Source organism: Pseudomonas mandelii (genome assembly GCF_002251635.1).
In the GTDB taxonomy this organism is placed as follows: Bacteria; Pseudomonadota; Gammaproteobacteria; order Pseudomonadales; family Pseudomonadaceae; genus Aquipseudomonas; species Aquipseudomonas mandelii_B.
This window is the reverse complement of sequence record NZ_NMOJ01000087.1, coordinates 13,125-33,385: the sequence shown is the minus strand read 5'-3', so window position 1 is coordinate 33,385 and position 20,261 is coordinate 13,125. Positions and strand designations below refer to the sequence as shown.

The window sequence follows — 20,261 nt, the reverse complement described above, 5'->3', positions numbered from 1 at the left end:
GCAAAGCGTAACCTGTGGCGAGGGAGCAAGGTCCCTCGCCACAGGGGTGTTATCAGCGTCGAGTCAGCGGCTGTTGGGTGAATGTGACCCCGGCCAGCCCGTGCGTAATCAACGCGCGAATGTTGCCGTGGTCGTTGCCTTCAGGCGTGGCCACCACCGAGCGGTAATGCTCGCCAAAGGCCAGCAACGCTTGCTGATCGCTCAAGCCTTCCAGCAGCGCCAGCCCCAGGGTCTTGCACGAGCCTTCGTTTTGACCGGCGGCGTTTTCCACGCTGCCGTTGGTGAAAGCTTGCGGCTGGTAGTCGTAACCGGTGGCGATAAAGGCCAGTGTGTCGGCGAAAACATGTTCGCCGCTGTCGAGGCTGGCGCGCAGGGTGTTCAGGTCAGTCATGGGGTTTTCCTTTGGCAAACGCCGCCTGTTGGTCGGCGTTGGCTTCTTTCTGGTATTGGGCTTTCCACTCGGCGTACGGCATGCCGTACACCACTTCACGGGCGTCATCGAGGCTCAGCTCGATGTGGCGCTCATCGGCCTCGGCCTTGTACCACTTGGACANGCAGTTGCGGCAGAAGCCCGAGAGGTTCATCAGGTCGATGTTCTGCACATCCTTGCGGCTGTCCAGGTGCGCCACCAACCGGCGGAAGGCGGCGGCTTCGAGTTCGAGGCGTTGTTGGTCGTTCATAGAGGTCTCTTCGAGACAGCTTTCAGCGCACAAGCTTCAAGCTGCAAGTTGGAATGCGTATGGCTTCTAGCTTAAAGCTTGCGGCTGCGGCTNACGTGCTCAGCGGCTCGCTGCAAGCGTAATGGACACCGACTCGGCGAATCGCAGGGCGTGGGGCTTGTCGACTTCAACCTCGGCGTACAGCACCGACGTGTTGGCCATCACCAGATCGAGNAACTCCTGGGTCAGGCGCTCCAGCAGGGCGAAGCGGTTGCCTTCCACGTGGGCGATAATGGCCTTGGTGATGGTGCGATAATTCAGCGCGTGGTCGATATCGTTGTCGCGCACGGCTTCCTGAGCGGCATACAGGATGGTCAGGTTGATCAGCACGTCCTGCTTGTTGAGGATCTCATCCTCGTTGATACCGATAAAGGTGCGCAGGCACAGGTCTTTGACCCGGATGCGCGCCATGCCTGGTTGAAGTTGTGGCATTGCTACTTGCTCCGTCCGATCAGTTGCAGGAACTCCATGCGCGTGGTGTTCGACTCGCGGAAAGCGCCGAGCATCACCGAGGTGTTCATGGTTGAATTCTGTTTTTCCACGCCGCGCATCATCATGCACATGTGCTTGGCTTCGATCACCACNGCNACACCGGCCGCGTCGGTCACCTGTTGCACCGCCTCGGCGATCTGCCGGGTGAGGTTTTCCTGTATCTGCAGGCGGCGGGCGAACATGTCCACCAGCCGCGCGATCTTCGACAGGCCCAGCACNTTGCCGNTCGGNATATAAGCCACATGAGCCTTGCCGATGAAGGGCAGCAGGTGATGTTCGCACAACGAATACAGTTCGATGTCGGCGACGATGATCATCTCGTCGGTGTCTGACGCAAACAGTGCGCCGTTGACGATCTCTTCGACACTCTGGTCGTAGCCATGGCAGAGGTACTGCATGGCCTTGGCCGCGCGAACCGGGGTGTCTTGCAGTCCTTCGCGGTCGGGGTTTTCACCGAGATTGATGAGAATTTCGCGATAACTCTGGGACAGGGCGTTCTGGTGCAGGGATAACGTCATGGAACATCCTCGCGGGGGCCGCTTATTTGATGTGCCGTCCGCCGTTGACGGTCAGGGTGGTACCGGTGACATAGGGGTTGTCGAGCAAATAACGCAGGCTCTGGTAGATCACTTCGCTGCCGGGTTCGATGCCCAGCGCGGACTTGGCCAGGGCCTTGGCGCGGTACGCAGCGTCGTCGTCGGGATTGAACATTAGCAGGGCTGGCGCGATACCGTTGACCTTGATTGTCGGCGCGTATTTCGCGGCGAAGGACAGGGTGAGGCTGTCGAGCCCGGCTTTGCTGGCGCAGTAGCCAATGTGTTTGCTGCTGCCCTTGTGGGTAACGTCATCGCTGATGTGCACGATGTCGGCGGGGCTTGAGCGTTCGAGCAAGTCGGCACAGTGCAGGTTGATCAGGTAGGGCGCCAGCATGTGCACGCTGAACATGCGGGTGAAGGCCTCGGCGTCCGTGTCCGGGGTTTCGGCCAGCCATTCGGAAGCGTTATGGACAATGGCTCGCAGGTTGTCGGTGTGGGTTTTCAGTTGAGTGATGAACGCGAGGATCCCCGCCTCAGTGGAGAAGTCGGCAAATACCGCAGTGGCGCCCAGGTCGCGCAANGCCGCAACGCCTGGGCGTTCGCTGCGGTAGCTGAAAATCACCGAATGGCCGTCTTCGAGCAAACGCTGCGCACAGTGCAGGCCGACACGCTGGCCGGCACCGGTGATGAGGATCGGAGCTGCGGAAGAGGTCATGAACGGCTCGCGTCGCGGTAAGAGCAAAACTATACCAGCGCGCAGCGACGTACACCTATTGTGGGAGCGAGCCTTTGTGGCGAGAGGATAAATGGGGTGGGTTCTACGGGCAACGGCCGCGCCGGAGTGCTGTTCAGCCAGCTGGCCAGCACGCGGGTCGACAGCGGAATGAAGAAGTAGACCATCAACGGCGTCAGGCACAGGGTGCTGATGAGCACGCGCGGCAGCAGGCTCATGTCGCCGAGCAACGGCCCCAATACAAAATTGAACAGCAGCGAAACCGGAAAGAATGCCAGCCAGATCGCCACGGCCTGCTTCCAGCGGGGTGGGCGCTGGCCGACCGCACCGAACCAGCCTTCAATGCCACTCACGCGATGTTCCGTCTTATGCGCAAACAGATCGCTGCCGCGCGCCAGCCATGCGGTTCGCGAAGCGGAATGCTCCCAGGCGTGCATGGTTTGCTCGTTGGCAAAGCGGAAAATAATCTGGAATTCGTTATCGCCGGGCGGCGGTGCAAGGACGCCGGAACCCAGGTAACCGGGGAAGTCGGTGGCCAATTGCTCGCCTTCGCGCAGCCAGGCCATCAGTTCTTCATAGCGCCCTTTGGCCACGCGGCGCGCAACCATCAAGGTGACGGGTGAGGTAGACATGGTGTATCTCCGTATAACAGACGCGTCACTCCGGGTAGGAGTTTCGCCAGGCGCAGCGCCGGGGTGATGGGCTGCGTCTTGAGACAAGCAAGGATTATTCCTGATTCTGACGTATACACCAGCGACATCGTCGTTTTTCAGCCTTGAACAGGCATGGGGTGGAAGAGTTAGAATGGGATCCAACTTTGCGCGGACGTTAATTGCCACATGCCTGTCCTGACTGAAAGTCTCCCAGTTTTGCAGCGAGGAGCTGCACTGGAACAGGAAGAGCTGTTTCCCATCCGTGAAGTGGCGCGCCTGACGGGTATCAACCCCGTTACGTTGCGGGCATGGGAGCGGCGATATGGCCTGATCCAGCCCACACGCACCGAAAGCGGGCATCGGCTGTACTCGATGGCGGATATTGAAAAGGTCCGCAGCATTCTCGGCTGGATCGACCGCGGCGTTGCAGTGAGCAAGGTCGGCAAGATACTGGCCAAGACCGAGCCGCTCAAAGCCCTGGCGAAAATCATTCCCGACGAACTCGTTCAGGCCGACTACGCCCAGTGGCAGCAGGAGGTTCAGGTGGCGGTGACGGCGTTTGACGAGGTTAAGCTGGAGCAAGTGTATGGACAGATTTTTTCCAGTTACCCTCTGACAGTGGTGTTCCAGGACATCCTGATGCCGATCTGGAAGCTGATGCTGCAGCGCCATGACGCGTTCGGTCAGACCAGCGAATGGCTTTTTCTGGATGGTTTCCTGCGTTCCCGCGTGTTGCAGCGCATGTTGCTGGTGCGCGTCATGCAACCGCGACGCGTGATTGTCTGCGCCTTGGCCGATCAGGCTCATGAACTCGAAGTGCTGGTCACGGCGCTGTACCTGAGCAGTGTCGACTCGGCCATTCAATTGCTGGCGATCGGTCAGCCCTTCGACGAGTTGACCCTGGTTTGCGAGCGGATCAAGCCCACGGCACTGGTGCTGGTGTCCAATCACGCGCCGGCCCCCGAGTTGCCTCGACGTCTTAATCGACTGGCCTTGAGCCTGGATTGTCAGTTGCTGCTGGCCGGCGATGCGTCGGACCTGGCACAGGACAGCCTGGCCGGATCGTCGATCGGGTGTCTGGGGAATGAGGGGATGGTGATGCGTCAGCGTCTGAAACAGTTCCTGGCAGGAAACCTGGATACCTGAGATCAGATGTGCAGGGCGGGATGTGTCAGACGATGTTGCTGAAGGATGTACTGACGCAGTCGCTCGGTATCGTCCTTGTCGCTCTGGCTTAGTTCGTAGGCGTAGAAACCTTGTTCGGTTTCGCGCTCAAAAGTGCCGCGCAATGCAATTCGCTCATAGCCTGACGGGCTGAACCACAACGCGAAGTGTTTGGGCGGTTTGGTCTTGTTGCGAACTTCCAGCAAAACCCCTTTGAACGATATTTCATGCACCCACATTGTGCCGGGTTGGCCTTTGGCATTTTCCAGTGCCACCGGCTCTTCAAGCGTCAGGCGCCATGGTCGTACCATCGGCCCGTCTTCATAAATACTCGGCACACCCAAGCGCAAATGCAGCGCATGAAATTCGTCTTCCACCAGGTGCAGAGGAAAGGTCATTTGCTGGTTTTCGAAGTTGGCCTGGATGGTGACTTGCTCATGGGCCGCCAGGCGCGTGAGCAAATCACGGATTTGCGATCCACCGTTGACGAGCAGACTCGACGTCGCATCCCGCACATTGAGTTGCGGGTTGTGTTGCATGGTCTGGATGAAATCCAGCTCATCCTGTGTCAGGAGTGCGTCGCGTTGCATGGCTAACTCGAAAGAAAAAGTTACAAAGTCATCGGTGATTGTAGTTAATGACAATTAATTCGCCGTTTTGTTTTCGCCGTTCGTCGCTTTCAGTGCGGCAAGCTCGGCTTGCATCTCAGCCAATTGTGCTTCCAGTTGCGCAACCCGCTGCTGTGCCTTGACCTGCACCGTAACGTCTTTCTGCACGCCGACAAAATAAGTTTGCCCATCGCTTGGGTTCTTCACTGTAGAAAGGGACAGTTCATTCCAGAACGGGGTGCCATCCTTGCGGTAGTTTCTCAGGATTTCCCGGCAGGAGCCGCCACGGGTCAACGATTCGCGAATCGCGGTGAGGGCTTCTTTTTGATCCCGGTCGCCGGCCTGCAGGAAACGGCAGTCCTGATAGAGGATTTCTTCGCTGGTGTAACCCGTCAGGCGCTCAAACGCAGGGTTTACGTAAATCAGGATGTTGTCTTGTTCGCCTTCCTTTTCGGCAATCACGATGCCGTCGTTGGAAGCGTTGATTACCATTTGAAGCAATTGAGCGTTGATCATCGGAGAATCCTTTCCGAGTGGGTTGAGGGCAGCATTCTAAAAGATCAAATAAGGCTGTGCTGTTAATATCTGTGTCTTTTACTCAGCTTCAGGATCAGTTTGATGAAAGTTGCCATCATTTCCGGCTCGGTGTACGGCACGGCAGAAGAAGTTGCCCGCCACGCCGCCACTCTTTTAAAAGAAGCGGGTTTCGAAACCTGGCACAACCCGCGGGCAACGCTCGCCGANGTCCAGGCCTTNGCCCCTGAAGCCTTTCTGGCGGTGACCTCGACCACTGGCATGGGTGAGTTGCCCGATAACCTGCAACCGCTGTATTCGATGATTCGCGACCAACTGCCNGCGGCCTGGCGCGGTTTGCCAGGGGCGGTGATCGGCCTGGGCGATGCAAGTTATGGCGATACGTTCTGCGGGGGCGGCGAGCAAATGCGTGAGCTGTTTGGCGAGCTGGGCGTGCGCGAAGTGCTGCCGATGCTGCGTCTGGACGCCAGCGAAAGTGTCACCCCGGAAGCCGACGCCGAGCCTTGGCTGGCCGAGTTGGTCACTGCACTGCGCGGTTGACCGGGNNCTCGCGCAGCAACGCCAGCCAGGCTTGTGCGGCTTTAGACAGGTACGCGCCCTCACGCCAGATAAAGGCAATGTCCCAGCGCAGGTAGTTCGGGGCCTTGAGTGTCAGGCGCACCACGCCTGGCCGCACCAACCCGCGGGCGACCACGCTGGGCAACAGCACCACGCCTTGGCCGGCGGCCACCAGTGCCGCAAGAAAATCCGCCTGGCCACTGCGCCCACCTTCCTTGGGTGTGAACCCCAACTGATGACAAGCCTGCAGCAACCGGTCGTTGAGCACGAAGCTGCGCTGATACAGCAGGAACGGCGTATCGGCCAATTCCTCCAATCCGATCACCGACTTCGTCGCCAGGGGATGATCGGCGGGCAGCAGCGCATCCAGCGGCTCGTCACAGAAAGGCTGAAAGGCGAACTGCGGATCCTTCGGCAACAGACTGCCACCGAGTTCAAGCTCACCGCTCAACACCGCCTGTTCGATGTTCAGGCTACCGCCCTCCAGCAACTGAATGCTGATGTTCGGGTAGCGCCGCCGGTACTCGGCAAACAGCCCGGCGAACAGCGCATCACTGCCCAGTAGCGGCAGTCCCAGACGCAATTCCCCTCGAGCCAGTTGGCTCAAATCGTCCAACTCGATGAGCAACTCGTTGCGCAGCCGCAGCATGCCTTCGGCCCGTTGCAGCACCACGCTGCCGGCGGCGGTCAGGCGAAGCTGGGAACCCAGACGTTCGAGCAGCGGTGTGCCCAGGCTCTGTTCCAGCTGGGCGACTTGCTTGCTGACCGCCGATTGGCTGATGTGCAGGGTCTTGGCGGCTTGAGTGAAACCACCTTGGTGCATCACTTCGACGAAGCTGCGTAGTTGCTTGAATTCCATGCGCCTGATTCCAGATTGGAATAGAGCCGAGTCTAACAATTCGTTTCGGGGATAGCAGCCCGCTCCGTAAAATGAGCACCTGTGAGGACTGAAACCATGAATGCATCAACCTTCAAACGCCTGGCTCGATTGACCGCTGAACTGGCCGTGCTGCTCGGCATCTACCTGCTCGGCTGCGAAATTGCCGCAGGGTTTTCCTGGCCGATCCCGGGTGGTGTCATCGGCATGGCGCTGTTGCTGTTGGCCTTCGCGGTTGGCGGGATCAAACCGGCGGCGTTGCAAATGGGAGCCGGCCTGTTGATGGCCGAGATGCTGCTGTTTTTTATTCCTGCACTGATGAGCCTGCTCGATTACGGCGGGTTGATGCGCCAAGACGGTTGGCGGATTCTGCTGGTGATTGGCGTCAGTACGCTGATGGTGATGCTGGTCACCGCGTTTACCGTTGAAGGGGTGGTGCGGTTGAGGAGGTCCCATGAAGCTTGAGCTGATGCCGATGTTCTGGCTGGCCTTCACCCTCTCGGCCTATTTATTCAGTCGCTGGATCTACCGTCGCACTGGGCGTTATCTGCTGTCGCCGCTGATTTTGGTTCCGGCCCTGCTGCTGGCCCTCGCGGTGCCGCTGCACACCGCGTATGCCGAGTATTCAAGCAACACCCATTGGCTGATGCTGGTGCTGGGGCCGGTCACCGTGGCGTTTGCCGTGCCGATCTGGCAACAGCGCCGCTTGTTGGCGCGCCACTGGTCGGCGTTGCTGCTGGGGATGGTGGCGGGCAGCGCGGCCTCCATCGGCACCTCGTTCGGGCTGGCCAAGGCATTGGCGTTAAACAGCTCTGTGACCCTGTCCTTGGTGCCACGTTCCATCACCACGCCGTTTGCCATGCCGCTGGCTCACGACCTCGGTGGCGTGCCGGAACTGACGGCGGTGTTCGTGATGTTCACTGGGGTGTTCGGGGCGATGCTTGGCGGCATTCTGCTGAAGTGGCTGCCCTTGCGCAGTGCCCTTGCGCGTGGCGCGTTGTTTGGCGTTGGCGCGCACGGAGCCGGCGTCAGTCGAGCCCATGAAGTGGGCGGTGAGGAAGGCTCGGTTGCGGGGCTTGTCATGGTTCTGACAGGGCTTTTGAACCTGTTTGCCGCGCCCTTGTTGGCGGCGGTCCTTTGACATGGATCCAGGCTTTCTTCTGAACTGACTCGTTAGGCCATCAAGCTGGCTGCCAATGCAACTACACGAAATCCGGGGGCTGACTAGACTGCTGTAACGACAGTAAAACAATAAGAACAGGAGGTCCTTGCCGTGAAAGTTGCTCCCGTCCAATCCCCCCAGAGTGTCAAAGACCAGGTCAGCGCTGCCGAGTGGCAAACCCGCGTCGACCTGGCGGCCTGCTATCGGCTGGTGGCGATGCATGGCTGGGACGATCTGATTTTTACGCATATTTCCGCCAANGTGCCNGGCACCGATGATTTCCTGATCAACCCCTATGGGCTGATGTTTCACGAGATCACCGCGTCGAGCCTGGTCAAGGTTGATCAGGCCGGCAACAAGCTGATGGACAGCCCTTACGAAATCAACCCAGCGGGTTACACCATTCACAGCGCCGTGCATGAAGTGCGTCATGACGTGGTCTGCGTGCTGCACACCCACACTGCTGCGGGTGTCGCGGTGTCGGCGCAAAAACAGGGCATTCTGCCGATCAGTCAGCAGTCATTGTTTGTGCTGTCCAGCCTGGCGTATCACGCCTACGAAGGCGTTGCCTTGAACCATGAAGAGAAGGCGCGCCTGCAAGCGGACCTGGGTGACAGCAACTTCCTGATGCTGCACAACCACGGCCTGCTGACGTGCGGTGGCACCATCGCCGACACGTTCCTGATGATGTTCACGTTTCAGCGCGCCTGCGATATCCAGGTATTGGCGCAAAACGGTGGCGCCGAATTGATTGCGATCGAGCCGCAGATTTTGGCGGGCGCCAAGGCGATGATCGCCGGCGTGACCAAAAGTGCTCAAGGGATGGGCGGCGCGTTGGCCTGGCCGGCGTTGCTGCGCAAACTCGATCAACAAGACCCGGGTTATAAACTCTAATGGCACTTGCCGAGATCCCCTTGTGTGTCTGGCGCAAACGCGGCCAGACGTTCGTATTCCGTGGCCAGACCATCCGTTACTGGACGGCGGGGCAGGGTGAGCCGCTGCTGCTCATCCACGGTTTCCCGACCGCCAGTTGGGACTGGCATTACTTGTGGCAACCGCTGGCGCAACGCTATCGGGTAATTGCCTGCGACATGCTCGGCTTCGGCGACTCGGCCAAACCGGTCAACCACGAATACAGCCTGTTGGAGCAGGCCGATCTGCAACAGGCGTTGCTCGCGCACCTGAATGTCGAGCAGCCGGTGCATGTGTTGGCCCATGACTACGGCGACAGCGTGGCTCAGGAATTGTTGGCCCGGCATTACGAAACCCGCATCGATATCGCCAGTTGCGTATTCCTCAACGGTGGCCTGTTTCCTGAAACCCATCGCCCGGTGTTGATGCAAAAACTGCTGCTCAGCCCCTTGGGCTGGATGATCGGGCGAGCCTTTAGCCGCGACGGACTGGTGAAAAGTTTCCGGCAGATATTTGGTCCGCAAACCCGGCCCACCGAAAGCGAGATGGATGATTTCTGGGGCCTGATCGGCAGCAATAACGGCCCGCGAATCATGCATAAGCTCATCGCTTATATTCCTGAGCGGCGCGTCCAGCGCGAGCGTTGGGTCAACGCCATGCAGCGTGGTGAAGTCCCGTTGCGGGTCATCGATGGTGAAGTCGATCCAATTTCCGGCGCGCACATGGTCAAGCGTTATCGGGAACTGGTCCCCAACCCGGACACGGTGCTGTTGCCCGATATTGGCCATTACCCACAGACCGAAGCGCCGGCGCAGGTGCTCAAGCATTACCTGGAGTTTCGGGAACGGCTGGTTTCTCCGCCGCGCAGGGCCGCCTGTTCCTGACTATCCCCCAGCCTTATCGGGCACCATTCAGCTCTACCTTTGTTTATTGTGACCAGCAGCCTGGTGCCTGACACTCGGACTTATTGTCCCTGGTCTGCTGGAGTTCCCCCATGAATGAGTCTGTGCGCTTCGAAGATAAAGTTGTGATCGTCACGGGTGCCGGCGGCGGCCTGGGCCGGGCTCACGCGCTGCTGTTCGCCAAACAGGGCGCAAAAGTGCTGGTCAATGATCTCGGCGGCTCGGCTCAAGGGGAAGGCGCTAACGCGTCGGCAGCAGACCGCGTAGTGGCGGAGATCCGTGAGGCGGGCGGCATCGCCGAAGCCAACCACGACTCCGTTACCGATGGCGACAAAATCGTTCAGCATGCTCTCGACGCCTTCGGCCGCATCGATGTCGTGGTCAATAACGCCGGGATCCTGCGCGACAAGACCTTCCACAAAATGGACGACGCCGACTGGGACCTGGTTTATCGCGTCCACGTTGAAGGCGCCTACAAAGTCACCCGCGCNGCCTGGCCGCATATGCGCGAGCAAGGTTATGGCCGTGTGATCTTCACCGCGTCCACCTCGGGCATCTATGGCAACTTCGGCCAGTCCAACTACGGCATGGCCAAGCTTGGCCTGTATGGCTTGACCCGCACCCTGGCGCTGGAAGGGCGCAAGAACAACATATTGGTCAACGCCATTGCCCCCACCGGCGGCACGCGCATGACCGAAGGCCTGATCCCGCCGCAAGTGTTCGAACGCCTCAAGCCGGAACTGGTCAGCCCGTTGGTGGTGTACTTGGGCAGCGAGGCGTGCCAGGAAACCTCCGGGCTGTTCGAAGTCGGCGGCGGCTGGATCGGCAAGACCCGTTGGGAACGCAGCCTGGGCGCCGGGTTTGATCCGCGAGTGGGCTTCTCGCCGGAAGACGTGGCGGCGCATTGGCAGCAGATTTGTGATTTCGAAGGGGCGGCGCATCCGAAGGACAATATTGAGGCGCTGAAAGAAATGATGGGGAATTTGCAGAAGTATTCGATTTAAAAGTGTAAGGGGAGCAAGCATGAATGCTTGCTCCCTTATGTTTATTCTTCGGGTTTGAAGCCTGGTTTGCTGTTTATGTTTCGCCAAGCTTTAACTTTCGCAACGATAGCTTCAGGTGTTGAGTCTTCGTCTGAATCTGCGTAGTAAATCAAGTCGGATCCGTCGGGGTGCTCTGTTAGTTCTTCAAACAAAAGTACTGCATCAATCTGTTCCTTCTCTGTCGGGTATTCTGATTGGCAGATTCTGGAAACGAACTCAAGGAAATCTGTTTCGCTGTAGTCGGAGAGGTCAAAGAGGCTCATGTCATTTATCTCCATTGTGTATTTCTGAGTGTCGTTTCGGGGTGACGATTCGGATATTGTCCATGTCATATATCTCGCCATCTTTTGAAATTTGGTTCACATGGTGTAGCTCAAGTTTTACTTGGCCACCTAATCTGTCCGCTTTACGAGAAAAAGGGGCTCGGCCGTTACTCATTTCTTGAACATTGTTGGCATTGAATTGTGTCGCCAGCTCCAAATCGTCTGAAACCGCTCTCCAGAGCGCTTCCCTGAACGCTCTGAAATTCGAAAACTCCCGCCCCCGAAGTTGATCCGCAATCTGCTTGGGAATCGGCGCGCCTCCCGACAGCGATCTCGTCCCCAGCCAGATTCCTGAAACGAACTCTCCATTCCCGCTGGCAATTCCAGGGTCCTGCCGTCGATCCCTGAACAGCGTGAAAATCGGAGGAATGCCGGAGTCGATTGGAAAGACGGTAATAAAACCACCAAACCCGTAGCGATCCAGCTCTGGAAATGGATCGACTCGTCCGGTGTTGGGAGTGACAGTAGCGCCTTCATAAATCGGCAGATCTGTCTCGGTCAGCGGAAAATCAGTCGACGGGTTTATGGGTTCCACCAACGGTGTCCAGGTGATAACTGGACCGTTGGCGACAGTGCTGCCCGATACGTAAACATTCTTGCCAGCATCAAAGTGGGCCAGATTCACCGGCACACTGGCGGGAACTGTCACGCCGTCTGTGGTGACAACGACGATCTCAACCCTATGACCTATTGACTTCGAACCGAGGGTAACCGGCAGGTCGATTGTTCCCCCGGCGACTGCTTGTTCGTACAGATGGGCAGTTGGAACTGGCGAAAGTTCTGACAGCGGAACACTGACAGAAAACAGATCACCGTTACCTAGCCGTGATGGAGCGAAAAGGGCGGCGAATCCTACGAGAACTGGAGCGGCTGCTATCGCAAGAGTTGCGGTGACAGCGGATACGGCTGTGCGAAGCGCGGTCTTTAACGCCAGAGAGGTCGCAGGGCTATTGCCGATGGTCCCGGTCGTGCCGGTAAATGCTGGACCGAATGCTGCGGTCGAACCGACATTGGCAAACGTAGGGCTTTGCCACCTAGCCTCCGTTTCCTCTGACCCCAAGAGGCGGGCTTGCTCAAGTTTTCGTCGAGTCTCATCCTCTGCCGCCAGACGAGCCTGTTGCCGCTCGCGCTCTTGCGCTTGCCTTTCCTTCAATTGCTGAACTATCAGATTCACCCGTTGAACGTGGCGTTGAGCCACGGCAGTAGCTGAATCAATGACTTTGAGGCGAGTCTCCAGACGCTGTCTTTCCGTCTCTAGCTGCCTTTGTATCTGCTCGATTTGCTGTTCCATTTCAGCTTGGAGACGAGCCTGTTCGGCTGCGAAATGCTGAGCAGCTGCTTTCGCATTAGACTCAGCCTCGGCCAGGGCTGTATTCAATGCTGCAATACGTGCCTGTTCTTGAGCCTGAGCTTTCGCTTCAAGACGAGCCTGTTCCGCAGCGACCTGCTGCGCCGCTGCTTGCGCCGCAAGTCGCGCTTGTTCTCGAGCCCGAGCTGCTGCTTCCTCATTTACGCGCACCAACTCTGCAGCAACTCTCTGGGCTTGCTCATTGGCCTGCACAGCACTCAGAAAGTTCTGCACATTGACATTTTGCTGTCTAAGTAACTCAAGGCCTTGAGCCAACAATCTTGCATCGTGAGCTGCCCGAAGGGACTGAAACAGCGCCTGCATGGCAACGCCGTTCGGCACCGGCCTATTTTCTATAGTTGTGGCTTTCTTCATGAACTCGTTGATGTGTCTGTTAAATGGATCTCCTCCATAAAAAGAATGGGCAACAGCTGTTTTGTCGTGGAGCTCAGCAGTTTTCCGAGCGGTGAGTCTGATTCGTGCGTCCAACTCGCGAATTATCGATTGCACAGGCGGAAGCGGATCAGTTGGACCCTCAAGCCGTGTGGCGGCGAGTTCAGTTTCAATACTTTGTGGCAGTTGACTGGACTTGGTTTGATATTCCTGCTCCAGCGCTTGGGAGGTGGCTTTAATGGTATTGAGATTTTGGTAATAAACAGGTATTCCGTGCCCGTGTGGACCCGTTGTGACAATGTTTGATGTTAGAGGCGCGGGTGTCATGTGGTCCGGAGCAACGCCTATCGTATGGATGGGCGTGCGAATATCAAGAGAACCTGGCCTTGGAGGCTTTTGCATATTCATATCCTTTTGAATGTGCATATGGATGACGTGTTGCCAGTCAGCCATTAAAAAATGGTTGTCGGTTATTGCGTCGTGCCATTAAAAGTTACAACAGAAGTAGGAAATCTGGGTCCGAGACTTGCGTCAGACCTTACATATAAAGCAGCGAGAAATTTCGATGAGGCAGGAATAAAGGCAGGATTGTCTTTCGCGTAAAGAGATATTTCTTATGTTGTTATAGGAAATATCTTGTAGGAATGTCGCCCATAAAAAAGGCCGCTGCAAACGCAGCGGCCAAAGTAAGACGTTGGATCAAGGAGCTACAAATCAACGTCAGTGAACACAGGGCGATCAATCGATAAAGCGTCGATTCATCTGGATTCTGTCGCCAATGGCGTGGGCTCATCACACACCATCGTTTCGCGCTTCCTGGCTGTGCACCGTGAAAGCCCGGCAAGAATAAGGTCTTGAGCCCAAAGGAAAAATAGCGATTCGCGACATGCACTGTTGCAGTCTGAGCAATAGTCCGCCGCGCCTCGTCCCTTGTAGCANCTCCCGCCATGCGTTCTGCTGATAGTCCCCCATCCAGCCCATCCATGCCCGGCGCAAACCCTCGTCCCGTCAGGCCATTCATCCTTTAGAGGTACACCACGAATACCTCCTTGGTGCGCTTATCGCTCCCAACGTGCGGCAGTAGGGTGGGGCCTTCTGTCACTCACCGGGGAAGACGCATGACAAAAACAACAATGCGCGCCATCTTCACGCCACAGGCGCTGGCCACTGCGGTTGCGCTGGGCTGCTGCGCCCAGGCGCAGGCTGTGTCGTTCAACATTGGCGAAATCGAAGGGCAATTCGATTCCTCGCTGTCCGTCGGCGCGAGTTGGGGCATGCGCGATGCCGATAAGTCTTTGGTGGGCACCGTCAACGGCGGGACCGGACAGTCTTCGACTGGTGATGATGGCCGGCAGAACTTCGAGAAGGGCGAAACCTTCTCCAAGATCTTCAAAGGCCTGCACGACCTGGAATTGAAGTACGGCGACACCGGCGTGTTTGTCCGTGGCAAGTACTGGTACGACTTCGAGCTCAAGGACGAAGATCGCCCGTTCAAACCGATCAGTGACAGTGGCCGCAAGGAAGGCGCCAAGTCCTCCGGTGCGCAGATTCTCGATGCCTTCGTGTATCACAACTATTCCATCGGCGACTTGCCGGGCAACGTGCGTGTCGGCAAGCAGGTGGTGAGCTGGGGCGAGAGTACGTTTATCGGTAACTCGATCAACAGCATCAACCCGATCGACGTGTCGGCTTTCCGCCGCCCGGGTGCCGAGATCAAGGAAGGCCTGATTCCGGTGAACATGCTGTTCGCCTCCCAGAGCCTCACCAATCAGCTGTCGGTGGAAGGTTTCTACCAACTGAAGTGGGACCAGACCGTCGTCGACAACTGCGGCACCTTCTTCGGCAACGACGTGGTGGCGGATGGTTGCAATAACAATTACACCGTCGGCAGTCCCGCCATTGCTCCGTTGGCGCCACTGGCGGCCGCCTTCGGTCAGCCTATCCAGGTGACCCGCGAAGGCGTGGTCGTTCCCCGTGGTGGCGACCGCGATGCGCGGGATTCCGGGCAGTGGGGCACGGCGTTGCGCTGGCTCGGTGATGACACCGAGTACGGCCTGTATTTCATGAACTACCACAGCCGCACGCCGACTGTTGGCACTACCACCGCCGGCCTGTCGACACTGGCCAGCCTGCCAGGGATGGTGGGTGTGGCCAATCGTCTGGCGCCGGGCAGTGGTGCGGGACTGGCCCAAAGCGTGATGCTCGGGCGCGGTCAGTATTACCTCGATTACCCGGAAGACATTCGCCTGTACGGCGCGAGTTTCTCCACCACCTTGCCTACCGGCACCGCCTGGAGCGGCGAGATCAGCTATCGGCCGAATGCTCCGGTACAGGTCAGCACCAATGACCTGACCCTGGCTTTGCTCAACCCGATTGCCGGTGGCGCCGCATCACCGATCGCCACCACCCCCGGCGCTGACAACAAAGGCTACCGCCGCAAGGAAATCACGCAGATCCAGAGCACCCTCACGCAGTTTTTCGATCAGGTGTGGGGCGCACAACGGTTGACGTTGGTCGGCGAAGCGGCGGTGGTTCACGTCGGTGGCCTGGAGTCGCGCAGCAACTTGCGTTACGGCCGCGACTCGGTCTACGGCCAGTACGGTTTCGGCGGCGATACCGACGGTTTCGTCACCTCGACCTCTTGGGGCTACCGTGCCCGGGCGATCCTCGATTACGCCAACGTGATCGGCGGGATCAACCTCAAGCCCAACCTGTCCTGGTCCCAGGACGTCAGCGGCTATGGCCCCAACGGCCTGTTCAATGAAGGCGCCAAGGCCGTCAGCGTCGGCGTCGATGCCGACTACCGCAACACCTATACCGCGAGCCTGAGTTACACCGATTTCTTCGGCGGTGACTACAACACCCTGGAAGACCGCGACTTCCTGGCACTGAGCTTCGGCGTGAACTTCTGATCTGGCTGAGAAGGATGAATTTGATGCGCAAGATGATTCTGCAATGCGGCGCCCTGGCCTTGAGCCTGCTGGCGGCCAACGTGATGGCGGCGGTATCGCCGGAAGAAGCGAACAAACTCGGCACCAGCCTGACGCCGGTCGGCGCCGAAAAAGCCGGCAACGCCGACGGCTCAATCCCGGCCTGGACGGGCGGCATCCCGAAAAACGCCGGCGCAGTGGACAGCAAGGGCTTTCTCGCCGACCCATTTGCCAATGAAAAACCGCTGTTCGTGATTACCGCCGCCACGGTGGACAAGTACAAGGCCAAACTCTCCGACGGCCAGGTGGCGATGTTCAAGCGCTACCCCGAGACCTATAAGATCCCGGTCTACCCGACTCACCGCACCGTGGCCGTGCCGCCGGAAATCTACGAGTCGGCCAAGCGCAGCGCGCTGAACGTGNACAGGATCAACGACGGCAACGGCCTGGAGAACTTCACCGGCAACCGCTACTACGCGTTCCCGATTCCGAAGAATGGCGTGGAAGTGCTGTGGAACCACATCACCCGTTACCACGGCGGCAACCTGAAACGCATCATCACCCAGGCCACCCCGCAGACGAACGGCAGCTACACGCCGATCCGCTTTGAGGAAGAGATCGCCGTTCCGCAATTGATGAAGGACCTGGACCCGGAAAAAGCTGCCAACGTGCTGACCTTTTTCAAGCAGTCGGTCACGGCGCCGGCGCGTCTGGCGGGTAACGTGCTGCTGGTGCACGAGACCCTCGACCAGGTGAAAGAACCGCGCCTGGCCTGGATCTACAACGCCGGCCAGCGCCGCGTGCGCCGNGCNCCGCAAGTGTCGTATGACGGCCCAGGCACTGCCTCCGACGGCCTGCGCACCACCGATAACTTCGACATGTTCTCCGGCGCTCCCGACCGCTATGACTGGAAACTGGTCGGCAAAAAAGAGATGTACATCCCTTACAACAGCTACAAGTTGGACTCGCCGACCCTCAAGTACGACGACATCATCAAGGCCGGGCATATCAACCAGGACCTCACCCGTTACGAGCTGCACCGGGTGTGGGAAGTGGTCGGCACCGTCAAGCCGAGCGAGCGGCATATCTACGCCAAACGCCACATGTACATCGACGAAGACAGCTGGCAGGTGGCGCTGGTGGATCACTACGACGGTCGCGGACAACTGTGGCGAGTGGCCGAGGGGCACGCTCAGTATTACTACGATCACCAGGCCCAGGCTTACACGCTCGAAGCGCTCTACGACATCATTGCCGGTCGATACATTGCGCTGGGGATGAAAAACGAAGAGAAGCACAGCTTTGAATTCGGCTTCGAAGCCAAGGCGGCGGACTACACGCCATCGGCGTTGCGTGCGGAGGGTGTCCGGTAAGGGAGTTGATACATTCGCAGTGCAGAAGGCGACCGGTGGGTCGCCTTTTTTATGGCTGCCAATCAGCGTCCTGAATACTTCTCAACAAGCGGGTTGGAGAGGGCTAGGGTTGCCGGACAATTATAAATAGGCACGCCGCAATGACCGCCATGACCCCGTGTCTTGACCGTTCTGGATTCCTGCCCCGTCTGTCCTCTCATCACCTGTCACGTGATCGATTGACCGGGCCCTTGCTGGCGTCCACCTCCCGGGTGAAATTACTCTGCGCGCCCGCCGGTAGTGGCAAGACCGCGCTGCTTGCCGACTGCCTGTTGCAGGCGCCGCCGTCATGCCGGGTGTGCTGGTTGCCGTTATCTGGCATAGCGATGAGCACGGCGGATTTTCGTCAGCGTGTGGCAGAAGCGCTGGGGCTGGCTTCGTCAGAAGAGCCGGCGATGCTCGGCGCGCTGGCTCGATTGCAGGCGCCGACCTGGCTGTTTCTCGATGACTATTGCCGCGTTCCGAACCCGGAGCTCGATCAACTGCTGGATCGCATGCTGGCCGTCAGCAGCCCGGCGCTGACCTGGTGGCTGGGCGCCCGCCGTCGCCCGCAATGCAACTGGCCGCGGTTGCTGCTCGATGATGAATTGTACGAATGCGAGCGCGGTACGCTGGCCTTCAATCAAACTGAGATTGCCTCGCTGTTGCGCCACCTGAAACCGGCCGATGCCAGCACCGCCGCCAGCAAGATTATCCAGCGCAGTGGCGGCTGGTGCGCCGGTGTACGCATTGCGCTGCTGCAAAAATGCGACTGGTCGCGCAACGACCCGCATCACAGCCGACCTGACACTTTGCTCGATTACCTCGAACACGAACTGTTTACCAGCCTGACCCCGGAGTTGACGGAAGCCTGGCGGGTACTCGCGCATTTGCCACGCTTCAACGCACGGCTGTGCGATCACCTGTTTGGCGCAGGGGAGGGCGCGCAATGCCTGAAGACGTTGCAGGAACTGGGGTGCTTTATCGAGCCCTGGCAGGACTCCGCCGACTGGCTGCAGATCTTCCCTCCACTCACGCAATTGATGCGCGATGAACAATGGCCGGCCGGACGTTCCTGGCATCGCCGCGCCTGTCAGTGGTTCGCCGGTGAGCGCGACTGGCAAGCCGCGTTTGAACAGGCCTTGCTGGCCGAAGAGTACGAAGTGGCGGTGAGCCTGTTGCAGCATTTCAGTTTCGAGCATTTGTTCGAGGAGCAAACGGTCGTGCTGTTGTTGCGGTTGTACGAGCAACAAGGCGACGCGCTGATGTTCGGTTCGCCGCAACTGGTCGGGTTAATCACGGCGGCGTCGTTGTTTGCCGGGCGGTTTGAGCAAGCCGCCGATTGCATCGAGCAGTTGTCACGATTCACACCTATGCCGTCGGCGCTCCTTCAGCAGCAATTGATTGCGCGCTGGCAGGCCCAGCAAGGGTGGCTCCTGCATTTGCAGGGTCGCATGGAGGGGGCACGCGCGCATTTTCTCGACGCGTTGACGGTGCTCGGTCCTGACCTCTGGCCCGTGCGCTTGATGTGCCTGTCGGGTTTGACGCAACAGGCCTTGCTCAGGAGTGAGCTCGAAGTGGCGCAGGCGATAAACCGCGATGCGTTGTGCCTGGCGCGGGCTCAAGGCTCGCTGGTTTTCGAAGGGCTGCTGGAACTCGATCATGCGCAATTGCTGGAGCAACGTGGGGCTCCTCAACGAGCCGACCATTTGCTCGCCAACGTTGAGGGCATACTCACTCAACAGCAGCGGATCGCCGAGCCTCTGCTTGGGCGGATTGCCTTGCACCGTGGACGCTTGAGTTTGTGCCAGGGCCTGGATACGCAGGCTGCCGAGTATTTCGAAGCGGGGCTGTGTATCTGTTTGCGCAACCACGACAAACGGGCGCTTTACGGTTTGCTCGGTTTGGCGCAGGTGGCGGCCAATCAGCGCGACTATGCCCAAGCTTTTGTCCATCTTCGCGATGCCGAGCGCTTGATGCAGCAACGGCAGATTCCCGACACCGTTTACCGCGGTGTGTTGTTGCAGATCAGCAGTCAATTCTGGCTTCAGCAGGGTCGCCCGGAACTGGCCCATGAGGCGCTCAGTCGCGTACTGCGCCACTATCGTGGCCCGCATGCACGGCAGGCGCCTCCCGCAACCCTGATGTTGATCGCGCGGATCGATTATCTGTTGGTGTTGGCAAAGGTCGATCTGCACCAGGCCCAGGACCCGCTGAGCCATTTCGCCCAGGCACTCGAACAATCGCAGCTCGCGGGCATGCTGGCGCTGGAGGTCGAATTGCTGTTCGCCGCAGCCGAAGTCGCGTGGCAGAACGGTGACATGGCCGGCGCCCGGGGTTGGTTGCGTAAAGGATTGAATCTTTCTGAGCACCATGGGCTTCGCCAGGCGCTCGTTGAGTTGCAATTGCGAAAGCCTGATCTTCTGCCTGTATTGGAGGTGACTTGGGATCGCTCGGAAAAAAATCCATTGGTAAGTGAAATCAATCCACTCAGTCAGCGTGAAGTGGAAGTGCTCAGGCTGATTGCTCTGGGCAATTCGAATCAACAAATAGCCGAGCAGTTGTTTATCTCCTTGCATACGGTAAAAACACATGCGCGGAGAATTCACGGAAAGTTGGGCGTGGAGCGTCGGACTCAGGCGGTTGCGAAAGCCAAGAGTGTCGGTTTATTGGATTGAAGAGTGCAAGACTGTTTGCTAGTGAGTATGAGCGCTCACGGAGCACGAATGGCCGGTTCTGCTTTGAAGTTTCTTCGGATTGGAAAAGTTTTCGGTGGGAGATGTTTCATCTTATATGTAAGAGCGGGTGTTTTAATGATTGATTAAACGTTAGGGGTGGGGCGGTCTTTGCAGTGTCAGGCCCGCAGTGGCTGAGTGCGCGGCTTTGTTGTAGAAGATGTTGGATCATGTATTTCGTTTTTTTCTTTATGTGTTTTTTCTGTGTTTAAGTTGCTTGTACAATTATTGAAAAACGTTTTGAGTTT

The 20,261-nt window shown here is 58.3% G+C and carries 21 protein-coding genes; 10 read left to right on the top strand and 11 right to left on the bottom strand.

From position 1 onward, the window contains the following. Positions 1–52: 52 nt before the first annotated feature. From B7L09_RS12420 to B7L09_RS12395, 6 genes are all read right to left on the bottom strand, one after another. A complete protein-coding gene (locus B7L09_RS12420; RefSeq protein ID WP_176457696.1) occupies positions 53–391 on the bottom strand; it encodes a HopJ type III effector protein in 339 nt (112 codons plus the stop codon). Next, the gene (locus tag B7L09_RS12415) at positions 384–680 is read right to left on the bottom strand and encodes a DUF1244 domain-containing protein (RefSeq protein ID WP_094469069.1); all 297 of its coding nucleotides are present in this window, start codon (positions 678–680) and stop codon (positions 384–386) included. Before B7L09_RS12415 ends, B7L09_RS12420 begins: the two co-directional genes overlap by 8 nt. Positions 681–779: 99 nt before the next feature. Next, positions 780–1,151, bottom strand: coding sequence for a dihydroneopterin triphosphate 2'-epimerase (gene folX / locus B7L09_RS12410; protein ID WP_094469068.1), 372 nt, complete (start codon positions 1,149–1,151; stop codon positions 780–782). A 2-nt stretch (positions 1,152–1,153) separates the two neighbouring features. Next, positions 1,154–1,729, bottom strand: a complete 576-nt coding sequence (gene folE, locus B7L09_RS12405) for a GTP cyclohydrolase I FolE (protein WP_094469067.1) — start codon at positions 1,727–1,729, stop codon at positions 1,154–1,156. A gap of 22 nt (positions 1,730–1,751) precedes the next feature. After that, positions 1,752–2,462 carry a dihydromonapterin reductase gene (folM, locus tag B7L09_RS12400; RefSeq protein WP_094469066.1) on the bottom strand — a complete coding sequence of 237 codons (711 nt, stop codon included), beginning with the start codon at positions 2,460–2,462 and terminating at the stop codon, positions 1,752–1,754. Positions 2,463–2,491: 29 nt separating this feature from the next. Continuing rightward, on the bottom strand, positions 2,492–3,112 hold the full coding sequence (locus tag B7L09_RS12395) for an antibiotic biosynthesis monooxygenase (RefSeq protein ID WP_094469065.1): 621 nt from the start codon (positions 3,110–3,112) through the stop codon (positions 2,492–2,494). A gap of 207 nt (positions 3,113–3,319) precedes the next feature. On the opposite strand from B7L09_RS12395, the gene B7L09_RS12390 reads away from it, so the two are divergent. Then, positions 3,320–4,279, top strand: coding sequence for a MerR family transcriptional regulator (locus tag B7L09_RS12390; RefSeq protein ID WP_094469064.1), 960 nt, complete (start codon positions 3,320–3,322; stop codon positions 4,277–4,279). Positions 4,280–4,281: 2 nt separating this feature from the next. Here the strand turns inward: B7L09_RS12390 and B7L09_RS12385 are convergent, their stop codons facing one another. Together B7L09_RS12385 and B7L09_RS12380 are read right to left on the bottom strand one after the other, a co-directional pair. Next, on the bottom strand, positions 4,282–4,887 hold the full coding sequence (locus B7L09_RS12385) for a hypothetical protein (RefSeq protein WP_094469063.1): 606 nt from the start codon (positions 4,885–4,887) through the stop codon (positions 4,282–4,284). A 54-nt stretch (positions 4,888–4,941) separates the two neighbouring features. Next, positions 4,942–5,421 (bottom strand): PAS domain-containing protein, encoded by a 480-nt coding sequence (locus B7L09_RS12380; protein ID WP_094469062.1) that lies wholly within the window; start codon positions 5,419–5,421, stop codon positions 4,942–4,944. A 102-nt stretch (positions 5,422–5,523) separates the two neighbouring features. Here B7L09_RS12380 and B7L09_RS12375 point away from each other — a divergent pair, with 102 nt between their 5' ends. Next, positions 5,524–5,979 carry a flavodoxin gene (locus tag B7L09_RS12375; protein WP_094469061.1) on the top strand — a complete coding sequence of 152 codons (456 nt, stop codon included), beginning with the start codon at positions 5,524–5,526 and terminating at the stop codon, positions 5,977–5,979. Here B7L09_RS12375 and B7L09_RS12370 read toward each other — a convergent pair. After that, on the bottom strand, positions 5,960–6,856 hold the full coding sequence (locus B7L09_RS12370; RefSeq protein ID WP_094469060.1) for a LysR family transcriptional regulator: 897 nt from the start codon (positions 6,854–6,856) through the stop codon (positions 5,960–5,962). The genes B7L09_RS12375 and B7L09_RS12370 overlap by 20 nt on opposite strands. 96 nt (positions 6,857–6,952) lie before the next feature. Between B7L09_RS12370 and B7L09_RS12365 the strand changes: the two genes are divergently transcribed. The 5 genes from B7L09_RS12365 (at position 6,953) to B7L09_RS12345 (ending at position 10,854) form a co-directional block, all read left to right on the top strand. Then, complete coding sequence (locus tag B7L09_RS12365; protein ID WP_094469059.1) at positions 6,953–7,339, top strand: CidA/LrgA family protein; 387 nt, start codon at positions 6,953–6,955, stop codon at positions 7,337–7,339. Then, positions 7,329–8,015, top strand: a complete 687-nt coding sequence (locus B7L09_RS12360; RefSeq protein WP_094469058.1) for an LrgB family protein — start codon at positions 7,329–7,331, stop codon at positions 8,013–8,015. The genes B7L09_RS12365 and B7L09_RS12360 overlap by 11 nt, the downstream gene beginning before the upstream one ends. Before the next feature lie 132 nt (positions 8,016–8,147). Then, positions 8,148–8,930, top strand: coding sequence for a class II aldolase/adducin family protein (locus B7L09_RS12355; RefSeq protein WP_094469057.1), 783 nt, complete (start codon positions 8,148–8,150; stop codon positions 8,928–8,930). After that, entirely contained in the window at positions 8,930–9,832 is a 903-nt protein-coding gene (locus B7L09_RS12350; protein ID WP_094469056.1) for an alpha/beta fold hydrolase, read from the top strand. Before B7L09_RS12355 ends, B7L09_RS12350 begins: the two co-directional genes overlap by 1 nt. A 110-nt stretch (positions 9,833–9,942) precedes the next feature. Continuing rightward, positions 9,943–10,854: an SDR family oxidoreductase gene (locus tag B7L09_RS12345; protein ID WP_094469055.1), complete on the top strand. Its 912-nt coding sequence runs from the start codon at positions 9,943–9,945 to the stop codon at positions 10,852–10,854. Between the two features lie 41 nt (positions 10,855–10,895). Here B7L09_RS12345 and B7L09_RS12340 read toward each other — a convergent pair whose 3' ends face one another. Then, positions 10,896–11,156 (bottom strand): bacteriocin immunity protein, encoded by a 261-nt coding sequence (locus tag B7L09_RS12340; protein ID WP_094469054.1) that lies wholly within the window; start codon positions 11,154–11,156, stop codon positions 10,896–10,898. A gap of 1 nt (position 11,157) precedes the next feature. Beyond that, positions 11,158–13,359, bottom strand: coding sequence for a pyocin-S2/colicin E7-DNase domain-containing protein (locus B7L09_RS12335; RefSeq protein WP_255141912.1), 2,202 nt, complete (start codon positions 13,357–13,359; stop codon positions 11,158–11,160). Between the two features lie 716 nt (positions 13,360–14,075). Between B7L09_RS12335 and B7L09_RS12330 the strand changes: the two genes are divergently transcribed. From B7L09_RS12330 to B7L09_RS12320, 3 genes are all read left to right on the top strand, one after another. Further along, positions 14,076–15,869, top strand: a complete 1,794-nt coding sequence (locus B7L09_RS12330; RefSeq protein WP_094469053.1) for a DUF1302 domain-containing protein — start codon at positions 14,076–14,078, stop codon at positions 15,867–15,869. A 23-nt stretch (positions 15,870–15,892) separates the two neighbouring features. Continuing rightward, positions 15,893–17,260 carry a DUF1329 domain-containing protein gene (locus tag B7L09_RS12325; protein WP_094469052.1) on the top strand — a complete coding sequence of 456 codons (1,368 nt, stop codon included), beginning with the start codon at positions 15,893–15,895 and terminating at the stop codon, positions 17,258–17,260. 140 nt (positions 17,261–17,400) lie between these two features. After that, a complete protein-coding gene (locus B7L09_RS12320; RefSeq protein WP_094469051.1) occupies positions 17,401–19,956 on the top strand; it encodes a LuxR C-terminal-related transcriptional regulator in 2,556 nt (851 codons plus the stop codon). Positions 19,957–20,261: the final 305 nt, after the last annotated feature.